This window comes from Virgibacillus salexigens (assembly GCF_000723585.1).
Classification (GTDB): domain Bacteria; phylum Bacillota; class Bacilli; order Bacillales; family Amphibacillaceae; genus Virgibacillus; species Virgibacillus salexigens.
In genome coordinates, this window is sequence record NZ_CCDP010000002.1 from 447,363 (window position 1) to 466,001 (window position 18,639).

An 18,639-nucleotide genomic window follows, 5' to 3' on the forward strand; every position below is an offset into this window, starting at 1 on the left:
AATTTCACAATTTACTGTGTTCTTCTATTATAGTTGACTTAGGTCAAATAATAAATAAAACAGCTCTTCCCTTTTATAAGGGAAGAGCCCTATGTTTTTTTATCATCAGTGAATTACGAAATCATTACTTTGCAAATATCGTTCGTAAATTCTACTGGATCATTTACTGGCATACCTTCAATTAGTAAAGCCTGATTATATAATAGATTTGTATAGAGGACTAGCTTGTCTTTATCTGTTTCATGGGTAGCTTTTAAGCTTTGAAAAATTTCATGATGAACGTTTATTTCTAGGATTTTATCCGCTTTTACTTGCTGATTATTCGGCATTGTATTTAGTACTTTTTCCATTTCTAATGATATATCTCCATCTGCAGTCAAGCAAACTGGATGAGACTTCAAGCGCTTCGAAGCTCGAACATCTTTTACTTTTCCTGATAAATGTTCTTTCATGAAATGAAATAGTTCTTCATTTTCTTCTTGCTTCCCTTGATCCGTTTCTTCATTCGAATCTTCATCTATACCAAGATCGCCACTGGAAACGGACTTAAATTCCTTTTCTTGATAATTCATTAACATTTTAATTGCGAATTCATCAATTTCCTCTGTGAAATATAAAATTTCATATCCTTTATCCGCTACAATCTCAGTCTGTGGGAGTTTTTCAATACGATCAATCGATTCACCCGTGGCATAATAAATATATGTTTGATCTTCAGGCATTCGTTTTACATATTCATCAAGTGTTACCAGTTTCTTTTCCGTTGAAGAATAAAACATTAATAAATCCTGAAGTGTTTCTTTATTTGCACCAAAATCACTATAAACGCCGATTTTCAATTGCCTTCCAAAGGAGTCATAAAATGTTTCATATTTTTCTCGCTCCTCTCTTTGCAAATGAAGCAGCTGGTTTTTTATTTTCTTTGTAATATTTTTAGCAATGACTTTTAATTGGCGATCATGCTGGAGCATTTCTCTTGAAATATTTAGAGATAGATCTTCTGAATCGACCATCCCCTTGACAAAACTGAAGTAATCCGGAAGCAATTCACCACATTTATTCATGATGAGCACGCCATTCGAATATAACTCTACGCCTTTTTCGAATTCCTTGGAGTAATAATCAAATGGCGTATTTTCTGGAATAAACAGAATAGCATTATAACGTACAGTTCCATCTACATTGATATGAAGGGATTTTAATGGTTTATCAAAACCATATCGTTTCTCTTGATAGAAATTCTCATAGTCAGCTTCCGTTAATTCCTTTTTATTTTTTTTCCAAATTGGAACCATACTATTAATGGTTTCTTCCTCAACATAGTCTACATATTCGTCACTTTCATCATCTGTTGGTTTGCTTTTTGTGATATCCATTTTAATCGGATAACGAATAAAATCGGAATATTTTTTAATAATTTCCTTTAATTGGACTTCATCTAGATAAGCATCATAGGATTCATCTTCCGTGTTTTCTTTTATTTTTAACGTAATTTCTGTACCAATCTGTTCTTTGTCACAAATAGAAATGGAATATCCTTCCGTACCTGTTGATTCCCATTGATGTGCTTGTTCTTCATCCAAAGCTTTACTCTTCACTGTGACGTTATCAGCTACCATAAACGCAGCATAAAACCCTACACCGAATTGTCCGATAATATCGTGTCCATCCTTGATTTCGGTATCCTTCTTAAATGCAAATGATCCGCTTTTTGCAATTGTACCTAGATTTGTTTCCAATTCTTCCTTCGTCATACCAATTCCAGTATCAATGACTTTCAACGTTCGATCCGCTTTATTAGGAATAATTTGTATGTAATAATCAGCTTGATTAAAAGCTAAGTTCTCATCTGTTAAACTACGGTAATACATCTTATCCATTGCATCACTAGCATTAGAGATTAATTCTCTTAAAAAGACTTCGCGTTGAGAATAAATAGAATTTACCATTAACTCTAGCAATCTTTTAGATTCCGCTTTAAATTGTTTTGTTTCCAAGACGATCTCTCCTTTATTCTTACTAATTTGATCTATCATATGTTTAAATACCATAAACTATTTTTTCTGTCAATACAACAAGTAAAAACTCCCTTTAGTATAAAATAGGCTGGAAATTAGAGGAACCTGTAATAGATGTCCGAAACCATTTCCTCCCCATCATAATAAAGTAAAGAGAATTCATATTCAAAATTTATTACTTTAGGAGGTTGTTTATGAAACAGGTATTTATTATGTTACTAACAGTTGCAACAATTTTATTCGCTTCCCTCTCATCCGTACAAGCAAAATCACAACTAACTGGATGGGATTATGTTGGTTACTCTATCTTCTTTAATACTACTGGTATTGCAGAATCCACCGGCGGGGATTTTAAGTACTGCTTAGATGCAGGTCCTTCCGGCTGGTACAAGTTATGGGAAGATGACCCTGTAGGAGATGATTTTGTAGGAGAAAGATATTTATCCCATGGTGAATGTGCGATTTTTAGAAATATCGGCGGATTTGTAGATGGTTCCAATAACGAAGCTGAATTTTACGTGCAAAAAATTCACAGTACAAATGTAAAATCATATATGATTTTTTATGATTAAAAATAAGAGGCTGACCTAAAAGTCAGCCCCTTTATTCACCTTTAAATAAGCAATCCTGCAATTGCTGCACTTAATAAATTGGCTAATGTACCACCAATAATAGCTAAAAAAGCAAACCGAACTAAATCGTTTTTTCTAGACGAAGCGAGTCCACCAATTCCTCCAATGAGCATACCCATACTAGCCAAGTTAGCAAAGCCGCATAAAGCAAACGTTATAACTGCAACCGTTTTATCTGAAAAATGGTTAATTTCAGCTCCAAAATTGCTAAACGCAACAAATTCATTTAATACGAATTTTTGACCAATAAAGGAACCTGCTTGTATCGCTTCATCCCATGGTACACCAATTAGAAAAGCTAATGGTGCCATCGCATAGCCAAGAATCTGTTCAATGGTCACAGCCTCAAACCCAAACCAGCCACTGATCCATTCAAGACCAAGGTTAACCAATGCTATTAGGGATATAAACGCAAGCAGCAATGCCCCAATGTTTAATGCAAGCTTGAGCCCGATTAATGCACCATTAGAGGCTGCATCAACGATATTTTTTGCCTCTTTTTCAGACTCAGCGATAATCGCTTGTTCTTCCGTTGTTTCTGTTTCCGGTACAAGTATTTTAGCAATAAGTAATCCTGCAGGTGCTGCCATAAATGCCGCGGCTAACAAGTAATCTAATGGTACACCTAATAGGGAATATCCAACAAGAACCGTCCCTGACACAGAAGCTGTCCCCCCAGTCATAACTGCAAACAACTCCGACTTTGTCATTTTTTCTAAATATGGTTTTACAACAAGTGGTGCTTCTGTTACGCCTACAAAGATATTGGCAGCAGCTGACAATGATTCTTGCTTTGTTGTTTTTAACATAAAAGCCAAAAATCCACCAATTGCTCTTGTCAAAATTTGCATCACACCGATATAGAATAAAACAGATATAAGTGAAGAAAAGAATATAATAACAGGTAACACTTGGAAAGCAAATACAGTACCAATACCTTCTAATCCGAGCACACCGCCAAATAAAAAATTAATTCCTTCATTGGAAGTATTGATTATCTGCTCAACAATGGAAGTGATTTTCCGAAAAAAACTTCTACCCAATTCCCATTTCAAAACAATAAATCCAAATAAAAATTGCAGCACCAGTGCACCAAATACAGTTCGATAATTAATATTTCTTTTGCTTTTTGATAATAGAAATGCAATGATTAATATCACCAATATTCCAGTAATTCCCCAAATAATTTCCATCATGTAAACCTCACTTCGTTGTTTTCTAATTACGAACCAGATGATAATACGTCGATTAATTTATCTTTAAACGCTCTCCTGTCCACTGCTTCGCAAACACGAACATTTGGCGCTTTTCCAGAACGGTTATTCATATCAACGAAGCAATATCCTCTCGTTAGCTCTCCTTTTATTTCAATATCTACGTAGTAACTACTTGCCTCCACCATTAATTCTTCGTGTGCAGCAACAGCAACTAATAAAGTATCTGGATGTGTAGTTCCATTAATTTTATGAATGGATGGATTAAAGCGCATAACAACTTGATTAATATCCATAAAAAAATCAGATCTAGAAGTTCCTAAAGATGCTATTTCTTGATGGTCTTCATCAGTCATCACCGAATATTTCGTACACATATCCCAGCCAACCATCGTGATGGGAATACCAGCATGCAAAACAATTCTTGCCGCTTCAGGATCAACCCAAAAATTATACTCTGCTGCAGCAGTAATATTTCCTAAAGAATTATTAGTTCCACCCATAATATAGATGTGCGGAATATCCTTTACGATAGATGGATCCTTTTTTATTGCCATAGCAATATTGGTCAATGGGGCAATTGCCAGTAATTCAATTTCACCAGGGGAGGCTTTTACCGTTCTAACAATAAAATCAACAGCATGCTCCGCTTCAGGTCGTTGACTTGCTTTTTCAAAAAACGAATCCCCCATCCCGTCTTTGCCATGAACATCCTCAACGGTGCGATGACTATCTTTTCCAGCAGACAAAATAGAGCGCTCATGGCCTTTATATACCGGTACCTTATAATTAGGTTGAAATACTTGAATGGTATATAATGCATTTTCTACCTCTTGTTGAAATTCTACATTTCCTCCAGTTATTGTGACTCCTTCTACTTTAAAGTGATGTAGAGCAGTAAGTAATGCGATCGTGTCATCACCAGCAGTATCTGTATCAATAATCACCCTTCTCATGTATATCAGCTCCTTTCATGTTGTCTTGATAAGCTTGTAATATAACCAAAGAATTGTTCGCGATCTACTTCATATACCAAATTAACTGCTCGCCCTTCTTCTGAAATCTCTGTTTTGCCTTGACTCGCACCTTGAGGGTGAACTGTACAGTTAACTTGTTTTTTCTTAACTAGATCACTTTTGCCAATGGTAGCCGTTGTAAGCACATCCCAAAGAAAATACGTAGAGTTCGTTTGGAAATGTACGAGAGGTGGGACCATTGCATAGCATTGTCCTAAGAAATCGATTCCGATGTCCTTTCGCTCTGCAGCCCATTGGTTTCTTACATCAACTGTAAGTGGCACCATATTCGTGCTTTCCAATGCAATTAAATCTATTTCAATATTGCTTTCCCACACTTTTTGCACAGCCTCTGGGTCCCAAAACGCATTCCATTCAGCTGAGCCATCATGTTCAGGCTCCTCCACATTCCCTACATCAAGAAAGGTACCACCCATCCATGCTAGTTTTTCAATATTTTCTTCAATTTCAGGTGCTTCCTCTAACGCTCGTGCTAGATCTGTTAGAGGTCCAACAAAAACAAGTGTTACTGGTTCATTACTTTGCTGAATTTGTTGAACCAAATGCTTATGTGCTGGAAGTTCCGCTTCTTTTGTACTTATTGGTAAGTTTTCATTGAGGATTGGTAAGGCATCGACAAAAAAAGCATGCATTCGCCAATCCTTTGGAAATGGATTTTTCCCACGTGAGGTAGATGCAGCAACTTCAATTTTGTCACCATTCCCAAAACGATCGATTATTTTTCGACTCGCATACATTGCCGGCTCTAAATAACAATCTGCAGGAATGACCCCCACTCCTAATAAATCAATATCTTCCATTTGCAATAATAAAAATAATGAAATTAAATCATCGACGCCACCATCATGATTTAAATAAACCTTCTTTTTCATAAAAAGTCCTCCCCAAAAATGGTTTGATTTTTTAGTGAACGTTCCTATTATAAAAAAGTCCAGTCATTAATACAAGTTTTTGTTCGTTTTTTACTGTTTTTTAATGCGATAACAAACGAATAAAACTTGTTATTTAAATTAAATCCAAACAATATAACATAGACAACTACCATAAATTATTTTTTTAACATATACCGAACAAAAAAGTAAAAAGCTCTTGAAAGAGCTTTTTACTTATGATTCTGCCTAAAATGCTCTATTTCTTGGCGAGCATCATGTAAATGTTCTTGAGTCTGTTGAAATTGGGGATTTTCTAACGCTTCATTTCCAAACCGATCCTGCGCAGCCTTTAAATGCTCTTCGGCTTGACGTAACTGCTGCTGAGCTTGTTCCAACTGATCCATATCCCCATTCGTTTTTGCCTGTTCAATCATTTGATATGCTTGTTTTACTTGAATGGTACACTTTTCAATCTCCTGATGTTGATTTTGCCCTGACATCGAAATTCCTCCTAGCATAAATACTGTTTCCCTATATATTTCCTTTATTTTCTAAAACTATGTATTTCAATTAGCTGCATTATTTTTACATCTATTTAAAGCAATCCTTACAGATATATCGTGGATCATATAATTTCACAAAAGTTTTAAACAACTTACTGGTAAGAATTCCAACCCAGAATAAGGATAATTACGAATAAAAAAGAACTGCCTCCTACGCAGTTCCTTAAGAATGGATTTTCTTATCATATAAGATTTTACCAGGATTTAAAATATCCGCCGGGTCTAATGTTTTCTTAATTTTTCGCATCACTTCTAATGCTTTTCCATGCTCTTTTTCTTGATATTTTGCTTTACCAACACCTACCCCATGTTCCCCCGTACAGGTTCCGCCTCTATCCAAAGCATAGGCTACGATTTTTTCATTTACTACATTAGCTTCATCTATATCAGCCGATTTATTTACATCAACCATTAATAAGATATGATAATTACCATCACCAACATGACCTACAATTCCGCCGTCAAGGCCAGAAGCTTCAATCGCTGCCCTTGCATCCTTAATTGCTCCAGCTAGTTCAGATATTGGGACACATACGTCAGTAACCATCTGTTTTTTTCCTGGGAAATTATGCAAATATGCGTATGCCGCATTATGTCGCGCCTCCCATAATTGCTGTCTAGCAGCTGTATCTGATTCAAAATCTAAGGATCGGCAGTTTAAATCATGCAGAATTTCTTTGGCAAACGCTACATCTTGTTGTAATCCGGCCTCATTTCCATGGAATTCAAGGAATACAGTTGGAATTTCCGGATAATCTGTCTCACTAAATAAATTAATTTGTTTCATTGATTGTTCGTCAACCAACTCTACTCTTGCTACTGGAATACCCGCTTGCAAAATACCAATGACAGCAGATACAGCTTCATCTAATGAATGAAAAGCGGCTCTTCCTGCCATTGTTTTTTCAGGAATTCCATGCACTTGAAGTGTAAGCTCTGTAAAACATCCTAAGGTGCCCTCTGAACCAACAAATAATCCATTTAAATGGTAACCTGACGAAGACTTAGCTGCCATCCCACCGGTATGGATAATCGTTCCATCTGCAAGCACTACTTCTAAGTCTCGAACTTGATCTCGCATAATTCCATATTTTACTGAGGTAGTTCCACTTGCATTTGTTGCAGCCATGCCCCCTAGGGTTGCGTCTGCTCCTGGATCAACCGAGAAAAATAACCCATGTGACTTTAATTCTTTTTCCAATTGTTTTCTGGTTACTCCTGGTTGGACTTTAACAAGAAAATCATCTGGTCGAATTTCCAATACTTTGTTCATCAATGAATAATCCATAACAATCCCTTTATCATAGGGAATCATACTTCCTTCTAAGCTCGTTCCCAAACCATACGAGACAACTGGCACCTCATATAACGCTGCAAGCTTAATAATATCACTGACTTCTTCCGTATTTTCAGGAAATACCACCACATCTGGCCGTGCTGGTGTATGGTACGATTCATCCGAGCTATGCTGGTCTAAAACGGTTTCATTATTCGTCACACGATCGTTTGGTAAAATCTGATGCAAAGCCTCTAATAGTTTCAACCCCATCTTCCTTTCAAATCGTCTCATTTATTTATAGTTTATCACATTTAATACCTATACGTTATTGAAGAGATTTATTTCTGGATGATATCATTTACTAATAAGAAAGGGGATTGGGATGCATTTTTCAGCATAAAAAAGCTTGCAGAGAACTACAATTAATTCCCTACAAGCAGTGATCACTTTCTATATACAACTCGTGTCTTACAAATGATATCATGGAGAGCTTTTTTCTCTTCATTCCAACCTGCCATCATAAAACCAATCAATAATGGAATTGCAGAAAGGAAATAACTTAAATACCGTCCAATTGATTTCAATATACTTATCTGCGACATATCCGTATTAACAACTTGAATATTACAGATAATTTTTCCTGGTGAGCCTTTCCATTTACTCGCCGTTAATATAATCATAAATAAAATGATATAAATCGCAGACGCCCATGAATCCGAAGTGGAAGTCTCCATTTCAGCTTGCGAATACAAAAATACAAAATCCTCATCGTTAATAATGAATGCAATAATAGCTGCCAATACAGACAATAATAACGAATCTACGATACTTGCTAATACCCGTATCCAGAATCCAGCTGGCTTTGTTTCAGCCATTTAATAACCTCCTTGATGCGTTACTTTGTTGTTCGTTTAACCTATTTTCTCTGCTACTCACCTGTGCAATCGATAGATGTACTTTAACCAAAATGGCTCATATGTACGCACGTACTTCATAAAGGGACATAAACAGATAAATACCATAGCATTATACCTACCAAGAAGAATAGGACATACGTAATCGTCCCTGATTGTCTTCTAGATGCCACACCCGTTTCTTATTGTTTATTATTTCAATACGGTCATCTTGTTAGATAGTAGAACGATATTACCTTCGTAAGCAGGCCTATTTTGTTGACAGTTTTTATCATTGTCATCTGTCCGTTCCCTTCCTAAGAACTTCATTTCTTTATTTTATATGTTTGATATGCAAATTAAGAAATTCGAGTACCGTTTTTCACTTCTTCTCCTGGATTCAACAGTACGACATCGCCTTTTTCCGGCACCCCACCTAATACGAGCACTTCTGATTTAAATCCAGCAATTCGCATAGGCGGGAAGTTAACAACTGCTGCTACTTGCCGACCAATCAAATCTTCTGGTGTATAACGTTTGGTTATTTGCGCAGACGATTGTTTCATACCAAGTTCTCCAAAATCAATAAATAATTTAATTGCGGGATGCTTAGCCTCTGGAAACAGTTCCGCCTTTCTTACGGTTCCAATTCTCATATCAATTTCCATAAAATCGTCAATAGTAGCCAAGTTTATTCCTCCATTCCATTTTCTATATAATTAATTCGCTAAACCCTCACCTAATCCCTGTTTATATAGGAAACTAATCATTTCTAACCTACGAAGTAAGATTTCCTATCCCATCATGTCAAAATATCATGTTAGATAATCTAACAAATCGAATGACAAGACAAGAAAATTATTCTAATCTGTTACTATCATCATCTACAGATTGGAGGGAATAACATGATATTTCGCTGGTTCATACAGCTTGGGATAATAAATTTGTTTCTTCTTTTGGGTTATGGAATAGCAGCTGTCATGCACCTTCCACTACCAGGGAGTATTATTGGTATGATTCTATTATTCTTTTTCTTATTAACGGGGGTTATACGACTGGAATGGATTGAGAAGATATCTAACTTTCAATTAAAGCATCTGACACTTCTTTTCATTCCTCCGCTCGTCACCTTATTTCTTTCCACCGGTTTTATACAAATACTCCAATGGAACATCTTATTTATACTTCTAGCAAGTAGTATATGTTGTTTATTAGGTACAGGATTTGCTGTAGAGCTATATGAAAAAAGAAGAAATGTAGAATGAGCTTTTTCATTTTTAACATACTTCTTGCAATTACGATTACTATTAGCTGCTATTTACTTGGACTATTCTTATTTAAAAAATACAAAAAATCTTGGTTAAACCCATTATATACTGCTTCCGTTATGGTTGTCATCCTATTACTATTCACACCTATCAAAGGAGAGAGCTATCAGGAAGGAATTGAATTATTCAGCCTGTTATTATAGTTAACCATCGTCTCACTAGCTGTTCCATTATACAAACAGTGGGAATTCCTTAAACGAAATTATCAAAAAATCTGTCTTGGTGTGATATGCGGAACGGGACTAGGAGTTCTTGCAGTGATTGGTTTATCTCACTTCTTTCATTTACAAGATCAACTGCTAGCTTCACTAATTCCGCGCTCTGTCACATTACCAATTGCCCTCACCATATCTAGCGATCTTGGTGGTCTAGGTTCAGTTACTGTCCTGTTTGTAATTACTTCTGCCTTATTATCACTTATTATAGGTCCTGATTTATTAAAGAAAGCAGGTATTAGGAGTAAATCTGCCAAAGGATTGGCTATGGGTACTTAGGCACAAATGTTAGGAGCAAATCGATCTTTAATATGGGGAGAAGAAGAAGGTGCAATGGGGAAGTATCGCAATGACGATATCTGCCTTATTTCTTGCAATAATTGTACCGCTACTGGCTTTTATCTCATAAATTGAACGGTAAATGCAAAATGTTTATGGAGGTGAGTCAATGAGAAATCAGCTTCGTGAGGGAATTGAAGAAGCGAAATTGTATTATATTTTAAAACTTAAAGATGCGGGTGTCATTGAGGATAAAAATAAGAAGATGAATAATCTCACATTGAGTGAACTACAGCGATTGGTTAAATTTTATCAGTTATAAGTTATTCGGAAACTATCCAGGATAGTTTCCGTTTCTATTCACTTCCCAATCATTATGTTAGGAAACCTAACATAAAAGTGAGATAATGACTGTATTGTCCGAAAATTACGTCGATTAATCCTTCAGGAGGGAAACAAAATGATATCCTATAAAGATAAAAAAGTAATTACAATTGGTATTGTACACGAACTTACTGGCCTATCAGAAAGGAAAATTCGCTATTATGAAGAGCGCGGACTATTATTTCCAGAACGAAGTAAACGGGGAACCAGAAAATATTCTTTTTCAGATATAGAATTGTTAATGAAGATTGCTGATCTACGTGAAGACGGTGTTCAAACCACTGAAATTAAACGTGACATGATTCGAGAAAAAAGAAAGAAAGACATTCGAAGTGAAATGTTACAAGGCCAATTAAACGCTCACTTTAATCGGCGTCCATAAATTTTCGAATTCTCTCCTTATAAAAACGACTACATTTAATGCAGTCGTTTCAAATTAGATTTATGAACGGATTTGCCCTGTACCATGTATAAAGAATTTGCTAGATGTTAATGCTGGAAGCCCCATCGGTCCTCTTGCATGTAATTTCTGTGTGCTAATGCCAATTTCTGCACCATATCCAAATTCGAAACCATCTGTAAATCTTGTTGAAGCGTTATGATATACAACCGCAGCATCAACATGTGTTTGAAAGTAGATAGCGTGATTATCATTTGCTGTAATAATTGCTTCCGAATGCTTTGTTCCATAAGCATTAATATGATTAACAGCTGAATTGCAGTTTTTTACGACACGTACAGCAATTGCTAAATCAAGAAATTCTGTGTACCATATTTCTTCTGATGCTTGTTTAGCAAAAGGGAAAGCCTCACATACGATATCATCGCCATAAATTTCCACCTTATTTTCTCGTAATGTATCAAGAAGTTCTACACCATGATGATTAAACCAATCCTCATGAATCAAAACAGTTTCAATCGCATTACATACAGATGGTCGTTGTATTTTCGCATTAATTGCAATATCCTGAACCATCTTCACATCGGCTGTATCGTCAATATAAACGTGACAATTACCAGCACCTGTCTCTATTACTGGTACGGTAGATTCCTTAATCACCGTTTCAATCAAATTTTTCCCGCCTCTTGGAATTAATACATCCAAATATTCATTTAATGTAAATAATGCTTTTGCAGAATCTCTATTTGTATTTTCAATTAACTGTACTGCATCTACAGAAAGATTGCTAGTAGATAATGCTTGATGTATCGAATGGACTAAAGCTTGGTTAGAATATTTAGCAGAGGAGCTGCCTCGTAATATTACTGCATTCCCAGTTTTGACAGCAAGAGTTGCAGCATCGATGGTAACATTTGGTCTTGCTTCATAAATCATACCGATAACTCCGATTGGTACACGCTTCCTTTCAATTAGCAATCCATTATCCTTTTCAATCGACTCAAGCACGTCACCAATTGGATCGGCTAAATCAATTAATTGGTAAATGGCATTATACATTAATCGGATTCGATCTTTATCTAACATAATTCGATCTATTACAGATTCATTTAGGCCATTAGTACGGCCATCAACAATATCTTTTTGATTTTCGCTTAATATATAATCCAAATCCTGTATTAATTGATCTGCGATTAATTGCAAAGCCTTATTTTTATCTTCGGTAGTCACCCCATTTAATTGATAACTTGCGACTTTGGCTAACTTTCCTTTCTCCAGAACTTCTTCCATTATCTCTCCTCCTCTAAATGTTATCTTTATTATTTCAACCTTACCCAACGATCACGATGGATAACGCGTGATGATAAACAGCTATTATCTGTATTTCTTTCTTCCATTTCTTTGTTCACAATGGCAGCTGAACAACTGACTTCCCCTTTTCCAATAAGCCCCTTTATTCCATAAACTTCCACCACGTCTCCTTCTTGAAAGGTTCCTTTGATTTTTTGTATTCCTGCGGAAAGAAGACTTGCTCCTTGATATAAGATTGCTTTCTCTGCCCCTTCATCGACATAAATTTTCCCCATCGTCTCTGAATGAAGTGCTATCCACTGCCTATTTGTATTAACAGTTACTTTCGATTTATTAGAAATGTATGTACCATCCCCATCGCCACTAATAATTTCGAGGAGCTTTCTCTCCCCTTCACCTGTACCAATAAATACATTAACACCTAAAGATAAAGCCATTCGTGCTGCTTCCAATTTTGACTTCATCCCACCGGTACCTACAGAAGACCCGTTTGATTCAGCAGCGGCAATCATTTCCTCTGTGATCATCTCTAGATAATCATACTTAACAACATCTGGGTTGGTACGCGGATTACCATTATATAAACCATTTATGTCCGTTAACATCATTAATTGATCTGCATGAACAATACCACTTACTAATGCTGAAAGCATATCATTATCTCCAAATGTAAGCTCATTTATAGACACCGTATCATTTTCATTAATGATTGGAATGACGCGTCGTTCCAAAAGTTCCATCATCGTATTGAATACATTTTTGTATCTACTACGTGTAGTAAAATCTTCTCTAGTTAGTAGTAATTGGGCAGCAGTTAACCTAAACTCAGCAAACTTCTCCATATAGGTTTGAATTAATAATCCCTGCCCTACCGCTGCAGCTGCTTGCTTTCCTTTTACCGTTACCGGCTTTGAAGCATAGCCGATTTTAGAAAAACCGGAAGCAACTGCCCCAGAAGATACTAACACAACATCATGATTTTGTTGACGAAGTCTAGCAATTGCTTCCACATGCTCCGTCAATTTCCTTTTATCTAGCTCACCTTGTGGATTAGTTAACGAACTACTTCCAATTTTGACTACAATTCTCTGTTTACTCATACTGTATGCCCCTATCCTTCTGTCTTCTTTCTATAGATGTTTAACTAAGAACCAGCTATCTAATATAATTAAAATGAAAGTAATATATAAAAAAAGCCCTATTCGTCCTGCTACTCAGGACGAAAGAGCTTTTCTTCCGCGGTACCACCTAATTTGGATGATTACATCCCGTCTTGTTGCGTTAACGCCATGCAAAGCGCCTGCTTTATGCAGGACTCAGAAGGCGCGTTCTGTGACAATAAGTGAAGTGGGCTTCCAGCTAATAACCCACTCTCTCTGGCCACCTATTTCTACCACATACTATTCCTTCCTTACCGTTCAAGTATGTTTTTTTAATATTATGGATAGAAATAGCACTTATGTCAACTGTTTTTTCAAAATTAATGCAAATTACTTACTTATCTGTACTGATTTCGGTTGAGATCTTTTAATAAAGAATGACAAGATTAGGGCAATGATTGCAAACACGCCTGCAACAATAAAGGACACATTTACACCATGGATCATACCATTTAACCCTTCTTCAGGTATTGCACTATTTGTCATAACCGAAACTAACAGTGCTGTACCAACTGCACCAGCAACTTGTCGCATGGTATTATTCATAGCTGTACCATGTGGAATTAAATTCACTGGTAGCTGGTTTAATCCAGCTGTTGTAACAGGCATCATTACCATAGCAATTCCAAACATACGAATTGCATTAACGGTGGCAAGATAAGTAAACGTTGTATCTGCTGATAAATTTGAAAACATAAATGTAGTCACGGTAACAATCGTTAATCCAATAATGGAGAGCCACCGCGCCCCAAACTTATCAAATAAACGCCCCGTAATTGGGTTCATAACTCCCATAAGCACAGCACCAGGTAATAACATTAACCCTGATTCCAATGCAGTAAACCCAAGCATATTTTGAGCGAGTAATGGTAATACAACTGCTGCTCCAATCATCGCTATGAATGTAACCATACCTAAAACGGTTGTTAAAGTGAAAATACTATTTTTAAATACCCGGAATTCAAGGATTGGTTGTTCCAGCTTCATTTGTCTCCAAATAAAGAAGAAGAGCGTGATTGCACCTATAACTAGAGAAAGAATAACCTCGAAGCTTCCCCAGCCGTTATTACCAGCACTACTGAATCCAAATAATAGGCCTCCGAACCCTAACGTTGAAAGAACAATGGATATCATATCCAATTTTGGGAATGTACGATTTGTAATATTCTTTAATATAAAGTAAGCAATAATAATATCAACAATAATGATTGGCAATATAATATAGAACAGACTTCTCCACGGAAAATGCTCTACTAACCAGCCGGATAACGTTGGTCCAATGGCTGGAGCAAATGCGATAACCAACCCAAACATCCCCATTGCTGAACCGCGTTTTTCAACAGGAAATATTAGGAATAATATAGTCTGCATTAATGGCATAATAATACCAGCAGCGGCAGCTTGTGCAACACGTCCAGCCATCAAGATACTGAAATTCGGAGCGATTGCACAGATCACTGTTCCCACCGCAAATATCGTTAATGCAGTCAAGAACAATCCTCTTGTTGTAAAACGTTCAATTAAAAATGCAGTAATTGGAATCATTATTCCATTAACAAGCATAAAAATGGATTGCAACCATTGTGCTGTATTAGCGTCTAATTGCAAGTCTGCCATAATATGAGGCAAGGCTGTGGCTAATAATGTTTGATTTAAAATAGCAACAAAAGCACCAGATATAAGAACAATCATTAGCGGTACTTTATTTACAGAAGTTGGATTATTTGCTTCTGAAACATTGTTGTCCACCATAAAATCTTCCTTCTTTCTTTTAAAATTCTTTTTAATCTTATGGATGCCTCAGCGACAGCTTTTTATACATACGTATTACCTGTGGTAGAGCTATAAAGCACCCTAATTTAGACTCAAAGTTTAGTCATAAACATCATCATACCATATCGAAAATACATTACAAACTAAAATGTTTCAACCACTATGTAAAAAATTCAATCCATTTTCTCATTCATAAAAAAACGAGCATCCTTGCTCGTTTTTCCTATTTCCGAAGTTCTCTATGAGAAGCATGAAAATGAAGCTTGCCATTTTTAAATGGATAAAGGTTTAGTTCTGCCGCTTCCGTAGCATGATTTACAATGATTTCCTCCATTAACTCATTGGCACTTTTTCCGCTTGTAAGTATCCCAAGTTTTTCGGCTGTGGTATATAATTTTGCTTCATGAATAGCATGTACTAAAGCTTTTACTTCTTCCCCCTTCGTTTCAATCCCTAGCTCTTGCGCCTCTTTTTTTACCGAATGTGCAAGAACTTCTTTCTTCAGCTCCTTGATACTTTTGCCTTGTTGTTCAATTCCTAATTGTTGCGCTTTATTTTTAATCATTGCTTCATGAACTTCTTTCGCCAGATTCTCTTGCGACTTATTGTTTGTAGCTATTCCTAGTTCTTTCGCTTTGTTTATAACTTTTTGATGATGAACTTCTTCCTTCAGTTCTTTAAATGATTTTCCTTTTGTTTCTACTCCCATTTCTTTTGCATTTTTTAGAATGGTTGTTTTTATAATTTCCTTATGAATTTCTTTTGTTGACTTATCTTCTACCTTAATTCCTAATTCTTTCGCCTTTTGATGAAGTAACGCCTTATGAACATCGTTTGCTTGCTTGGAATGATGCATGTCCGATAATCGGATGTCTAAAAATTCTGCAGAGACCGAATTCCCACCTGCTACCAAAGCAAAAATCGCAATCATACTTAATAGTAATATTTTTTTCATCTTCTTACATCCTTTCTATATCCTCTCAAGAAAATAGCTTACCCATTTGTTACAAAATCATTTATTGATTTTATGAAACAAAAATGATGTTTCATCGTATGTAGATTATATAAAGTGTTATAAAAAAGAAAGGAGTAACAAATGAAAAAAGCGATTTTTATTCTACTGTCCGTTTTATTTATCGGGAGCTTAACTGGATGTTCTTTTCTAGAAGAAACAACGAATTCAGTCAATTATGTGAATGAAACATCAGATTATATAAATGATTTAAGTGAATTTGCAAACGAAGCAACACAACTTCCAGAAGAAGAGCTTGTCATAAAGCTAGAAGGTCTACAAGATACAATAAAGGATTTTCTTACGATAGAACCACCGAGCCTGGCTGAAGATATTCATCAGAAATTAGAATCTCAAAGCCAAGCATTATTGGATGCAACAAATGGTATCATTGATCAAGGAGAAATTGCCGTTGAACAATTTAAGGAGTCAGAAGTATATCAAACAATGGAGAATATTATCGAATTCCAATCACAAATTGAACAATTGGAATTATAAGACTGTAACGAAAACACCGTATCTTCATGGACCGAAATGAACATAATATCTACCAAGAGATAACTCGGGTAAGCAAAAATCTCATCGCGCCTACCCGAGTGCTTTTTCATTACAGAAACTCAAAGTACCTGAAATTAGTCATAGAATGTCATATGCTTTTTCGCCTGCTTATAATAGTCCAATCGATCTGCCAGGGTACCTGTATGAAACTCAAATTTATGCCCGTCCGGATCTGTAAAATAAATCGATTGCTTATCGCGAACATCGCGTTGTCTACCTTGCAATATAGAAACGTTTAAACTCCCTAACCGATCGTACATCTGCTGAAAATCTTTTTCTTCAATAGAAAAAGCAATGTGTGTATAAGACTCCTGAATTTCTTCTCGCGGAACATTCTTCTCCTCATTTAAAGCTAGCCATAGCCCATTCAAATCAAAATAAGCCGTACTTTTCCCTTTCACTAGAAGTTTTGCATCAAACACGTGCTGATAAAAATCAATAGAGACTTCCAAATCAGAAACTGAAAATAGCAAATGATTAATTCCTTTTATTCTCAAGTTTTGTCCCTCCTTTTCATTATGATACAAAAAAACTTACCTTCAAAAAATAAATTTTTGAAAGTAAGTGTTAAGCTTGCATGTTTAATTCATTAAAAAACTTTTGTTTTCTCTACCCAATCGATAAAGTTATCAACTACGGAATCTACAAATTCAATTGTTGGTTCATCGGTAAGCTTGCCTTGCTCATCCATTTTTTCATGAACAGAACCAATGAATACTTCATTGCCTGGCAATGTCAATGCACCAATCCCTGGAGCTTGTAAGATTTGACGAAGGTGCATTTGCGCACGGATCGTTCCCATTGCACCCATAGAAGCACCAACGATCATGACTGGTTTTTTCACTAATACTTGTTCTACTCTCGAGAACCAATCAAGCGCATTTTTTAACATGCCTGAAATAGAACCATTATATTCTGGTGTTGCAATAAGTACACCATCACTCATTAAGATTTTATTTCGAATTTCTTTCACAATTTCAGGTGGATTGTATTCCTCATCCTGATTATAAAAAGGAAGCTGATCAATAGGTAGAATCTCAACCTCTACTTTATTCGTATATCTTTTTTGTAAAAAGCGAGTCAGCTTCAAGTTGTATGAATCTTGGCGGTTACTTCCGACCATTGCTACAATTTTCATCTCGTATTCCTCCTGTTAGTTATTAAAAATAATCGCATAATATATTGTTACAAAAATCACAGGAAACATCAAGAGATCTGTTTCATTTATGAAACAGATTAGAAAAACCATAAATGCCCTATGCAGGATGTCCATGTACATCAAGTACATTACTGATTAGTTTCCTCTAGTCGAGCCCCTCCATATTGTTGATTTCAACCATTTTTAAAGGCGAAGCTCAGAAACGCTTCGCCTTTTATTAATCTCCTGGATATTTTTTGGATTTTCGTTTATTTAAATATTTTTTTATTACCGGATAGATAATGGGACCATATTTTATTAGTTTTCGAATTAACCTTTTCATCGTATTTCCTCCAATTTATTTATATTTCTATCATACCTTAATTCTCAAGAAGTTAAACCAAACCTTTATATTGATGCATTATTCTCTATTAACGAAAGTATTATAATAAGTGTACAAAACCAAAAAAACAGCGGAAGAAAAAAGCACCATTTTATAAATAAATCTGATCAGTAAAACGCTGCCAAATCAACTTTAATGTAAATTTTCAATAAAGATATTGATTTTATTAT

19 protein-coding genes and 1 pseudogene are annotated in these 18,639 nt (G+C 35.8%); 6 read left to right on the forward strand and 14 right to left on the reverse strand.

Annotated elements, in window-relative coordinates:
• Positions 1-113 precede the first annotated feature (113 nt).
• Positions 114-1,997, reverse strand: a complete 1,884-nt coding sequence (htpG, locus tag BN990_RS15005) for a molecular chaperone HtpG (RefSeq protein ID WP_038245711.1) — start codon at positions 1,995-1,997, stop codon at positions 114-116.
• Between the two features lie 215 nt (positions 1,998-2,212).
• On the opposite strand from htpG, the gene BN990_RS22400 reads away from it, so the two are divergent.
• Positions 2,213-2,590: a hypothetical protein gene (locus tag BN990_RS22400; RefSeq protein WP_021292034.1), complete on the forward strand. Its 378-nt coding sequence runs from the start codon at positions 2,213-2,215 to the stop codon at positions 2,588-2,590.
• Between the two features lie 41 nt (positions 2,591-2,631).
• On the opposite strand, the gene BN990_RS15015 is transcribed toward BN990_RS22400, so the two are convergent.
• The 7 genes from BN990_RS15015 to csaA all read right to left on the reverse strand — a co-directional run bounded on the left by BN990_RS15015 (position 2,632) and on the right by csaA (position 9,197).
• Positions 2,632-3,843 (reverse strand): NupC/NupG family nucleoside CNT transporter, encoded by a 1,212-nt coding sequence (locus BN990_RS15015; protein ID WP_038245712.1) that lies wholly within the window; start codon positions 3,841-3,843, stop codon positions 2,632-2,634.
• 29 nt (positions 3,844-3,872) lie between these two features.
• Positions 3,873-4,820, reverse strand: coding sequence for a nucleoside hydrolase (locus BN990_RS15020; RefSeq protein ID WP_021292032.1), 948 nt, complete (start codon positions 4,818-4,820; stop codon positions 3,873-3,875).
• Between the two features lie 5 nt (positions 4,821-4,825).
• Complete coding sequence (locus BN990_RS15025) at positions 4,826-5,773, reverse strand: nucleoside hydrolase (protein WP_021292031.1); 948 nt, start codon at positions 5,771-5,773, stop codon at positions 4,826-4,828.
• A 230-nt stretch (positions 5,774-6,003) separates the two neighbouring features.
• A complete protein-coding gene (locus tag BN990_RS15030; RefSeq protein WP_038245713.1) occupies positions 6,004-6,273 on the reverse strand; it encodes a hypothetical protein in 270 nt (89 codons plus the stop codon).
• Between the two features lie 226 nt (positions 6,274-6,499).
• Positions 6,500-7,906 carry an FAD-binding oxidoreductase gene (locus tag BN990_RS15035; protein ID WP_420340855.1) on the reverse strand — a complete coding sequence of 469 codons (1,407 nt, stop codon included), beginning with the start codon at positions 7,904-7,906 and terminating at the stop codon, positions 6,500-6,502.
• Between the two features lie 152 nt (positions 7,907-8,058).
• Positions 8,059-8,490, reverse strand: a complete 432-nt coding sequence (locus BN990_RS15040) for an RDD family protein (RefSeq protein ID WP_021292028.1) — start codon at positions 8,488-8,490, stop codon at positions 8,059-8,061.
• A gap of 377 nt (positions 8,491-8,867) precedes the next feature.
• Entirely contained in the window at positions 8,868-9,197 is a 330-nt protein-coding gene (gene csaA / locus BN990_RS15045) for a chaperone CsaA (RefSeq protein WP_021292027.1), read from the reverse strand.
• Positions 9,198-9,413: 216 nt separating this feature from the next.
• Between csaA and BN990_RS15050 the strand changes: the two genes are divergently transcribed.
• The 4 genes and pseudogenes from BN990_RS15050 (at position 9,414) to BN990_RS15060 (ending at position 11,096) form a co-directional block, all read left to right on the forward strand.
• Positions 9,414-9,773 (forward strand): CidA/LrgA family protein, encoded by a 360-nt coding sequence (locus BN990_RS15050; protein WP_038245717.1) that lies wholly within the window; start codon positions 9,414-9,416, stop codon positions 9,771-9,773.
• Positions 9,770-10,330: pseudogene (locus BN990_RS15055) on the forward strand (LrgB family protein). Before BN990_RS15050 ends, BN990_RS15055 begins: the two are co-directional and overlap by 4 nt.
• Before the next feature lie 169 nt (positions 10,331-10,499).
• On the forward strand, positions 10,500-10,652 hold the full coding sequence (locus BN990_RS22645) for a hypothetical protein (RefSeq protein WP_021292023.1): 153 nt from the start codon (positions 10,500-10,502) through the stop codon (positions 10,650-10,652).
• A 138-nt stretch (positions 10,653-10,790) separates the two neighbouring features.
• Entirely contained in the window at positions 10,791-11,096 is a 306-nt protein-coding gene (locus BN990_RS15060) for a MerR family transcriptional regulator (protein WP_021292022.1), read from the forward strand.
• A 60-nt stretch (positions 11,097-11,156) separates the two neighbouring features.
• Here BN990_RS15060 and BN990_RS15065 read toward each other — a convergent pair whose 3' ends face one another.
• The 4 genes from BN990_RS15065 to BN990_RS15080 form a co-directional block, all read right to left on the reverse strand.
• The gene (locus BN990_RS15065) at positions 11,157-12,404 is read right to left on the reverse strand and encodes a glutamate-5-semialdehyde dehydrogenase (protein ID WP_038245719.1); all 1,248 of its coding nucleotides are present in this window, start codon (positions 12,402-12,404) and stop codon (positions 11,157-11,159) included.
• 29 nt (positions 12,405-12,433) lie between these two features.
• Positions 12,434-13,525, reverse strand: coding sequence for a glutamate 5-kinase (proB, locus tag BN990_RS15070; protein WP_038245720.1), 1,092 nt, complete (start codon positions 13,523-13,525; stop codon positions 12,434-12,436).
• A 390-nt stretch (positions 13,526-13,915) separates the two neighbouring features.
• Complete coding sequence (locus BN990_RS15075) at positions 13,916-15,337, reverse strand: MDR family MFS transporter (protein ID WP_021292018.1); 1,422 nt, start codon at positions 15,335-15,337, stop codon at positions 13,916-13,918.
• A gap of 244 nt (positions 15,338-15,581) precedes the next feature.
• A complete protein-coding gene (locus BN990_RS15080) occupies positions 15,582-16,313 on the reverse strand; it encodes a hypothetical protein (protein WP_021292017.1) in 732 nt (243 codons plus the stop codon).
• A 141-nt stretch (positions 16,314-16,454) separates the two neighbouring features.
• On the opposite strand from BN990_RS15080, the gene BN990_RS15085 reads away from it, so the two are divergent.
• Positions 16,455-16,868 (forward strand): DUF6376 family protein, encoded by a 414-nt coding sequence (locus BN990_RS15085; RefSeq protein ID WP_021292016.1) that lies wholly within the window; start codon positions 16,455-16,457, stop codon positions 16,866-16,868.
• Positions 16,869-17,002: 134 nt separating this feature from the next.
• Here BN990_RS15085 and fosM read toward each other — a convergent pair whose 3' ends face one another.
• Both fosM and BN990_RS15095 read right to left on the reverse strand, forming a co-directional pair.
• On the reverse strand, positions 17,003-17,425 hold the full coding sequence (gene fosM, locus BN990_RS15090; protein WP_038245721.1) for a FosM family fosfomycin resistance protein: 423 nt from the start codon (positions 17,423-17,425) through the stop codon (positions 17,003-17,005).
• 92 nt (positions 17,426-17,517) lie between these two features.
• On the reverse strand, positions 17,518-18,066 hold the full coding sequence (locus BN990_RS15095; protein ID WP_021292014.1) for an NADPH-dependent FMN reductase: 549 nt from the start codon (positions 18,064-18,066) through the stop codon (positions 17,518-17,520).
• Between the last annotated feature and the right edge of the window lie 573 nt (positions 18,067-18,639).

Bases quoted from the DNA above. Each gene is read 5' to 3' on its own strand.
- BN990_RS15020 (WP_021292032.1), bottom strand. From the start codon at position 4,820: ATGAGAAGGGTGATTATTGATACAGATACTGCTGGTGATGACACGATC.
- BN990_RS22645 (WP_021292023.1), top strand. From the start codon at position 10,500: ATGAGAAATCAGCTTCGTGAGGGAATTGAAGAAGCGAAATTGTATTAT.
- BN990_RS15080 (WP_021292017.1), bottom strand. From the start codon at position 16,313: ATGAAAAAAATATTACTATTAAGTATGATTGCGATTTTTGCTTTGGTA.
- BN990_RS15025 (WP_021292031.1), bottom strand. From the start codon at position 5,773: ATGAAAAAGAAGGTTTATTTAAATCATGATGGTGGCGTCGATGATTTA.
- BN990_RS15050 (WP_038245717.1), top strand. From the start codon at position 9,414: ATGATATTTCGCTGGTTCATACAGCTTGGGATAATAAATTTGTTTCTT.
- BN990_RS15075 (WP_021292018.1), bottom strand. From the start codon at position 15,337: ATGGTGGACAACAATGTTTCAGAAGCAAATAATCCAACTTCTGTAAAT.
- BN990_RS15040 (WP_021292028.1), bottom strand. From the start codon at position 8,490: ATGGCTGAAACAAAGCCAGCTGGATTCTGGATACGGGTATTAGCAAGT.
- BN990_RS15085 (WP_021292016.1), top strand. From the start codon at position 16,455: ATGAAAAAAGCGATTTTTATTCTACTGTCCGTTTTATTTATCGGGAGC.
- BN990_RS15030 (WP_038245713.1), bottom strand. From the start codon at position 6,273: ATGTCAGGGCAAAATCAACATCAGGAGATTGAAAAGTGTACCATTCAA.
- BN990_RS15035 (WP_420340855.1), bottom strand. From the start codon at position 7,906: ATGAGACGATTTGAAAGGAAGATGGGGTTGAAACTATTAGAGGCTTTG.
- BN990_RS15095 (WP_021292014.1), bottom strand. From the start codon at position 18,066: ATGAAAATTGTAGCAATGGTCGGAAGTAACCGCCAAGATTCATACAAC.
- BN990_RS15065 (WP_038245719.1), bottom strand. From the start codon at position 12,404: ATGGAAGAAGTTCTGGAGAAAGGAAAGTTAGCCAAAGTCGCAAGTTAT.
- BN990_RS15060 (WP_021292022.1), top strand. From the start codon at position 10,791: ATGATATCCTATAAAGATAAAAAAGTAATTACAATTGGTATTGTACAC.
- BN990_RS15015 (WP_038245712.1), bottom strand. From the start codon at position 3,843: ATGGAAATTATTTGGGGAATTACTGGAATATTGGTGATATTAATCATT.
- proB (WP_038245720.1), bottom strand. From the start codon at position 13,525: ATGAGTAAACAGAGAATTGTAGTCAAAATTGGAAGTAGTTCGTTAACT.
- BN990_RS22400 (WP_021292034.1), top strand. From the start codon at position 2,213: ATGAAACAGGTATTTATTATGTTACTAACAGTTGCAACAATTTTATTC.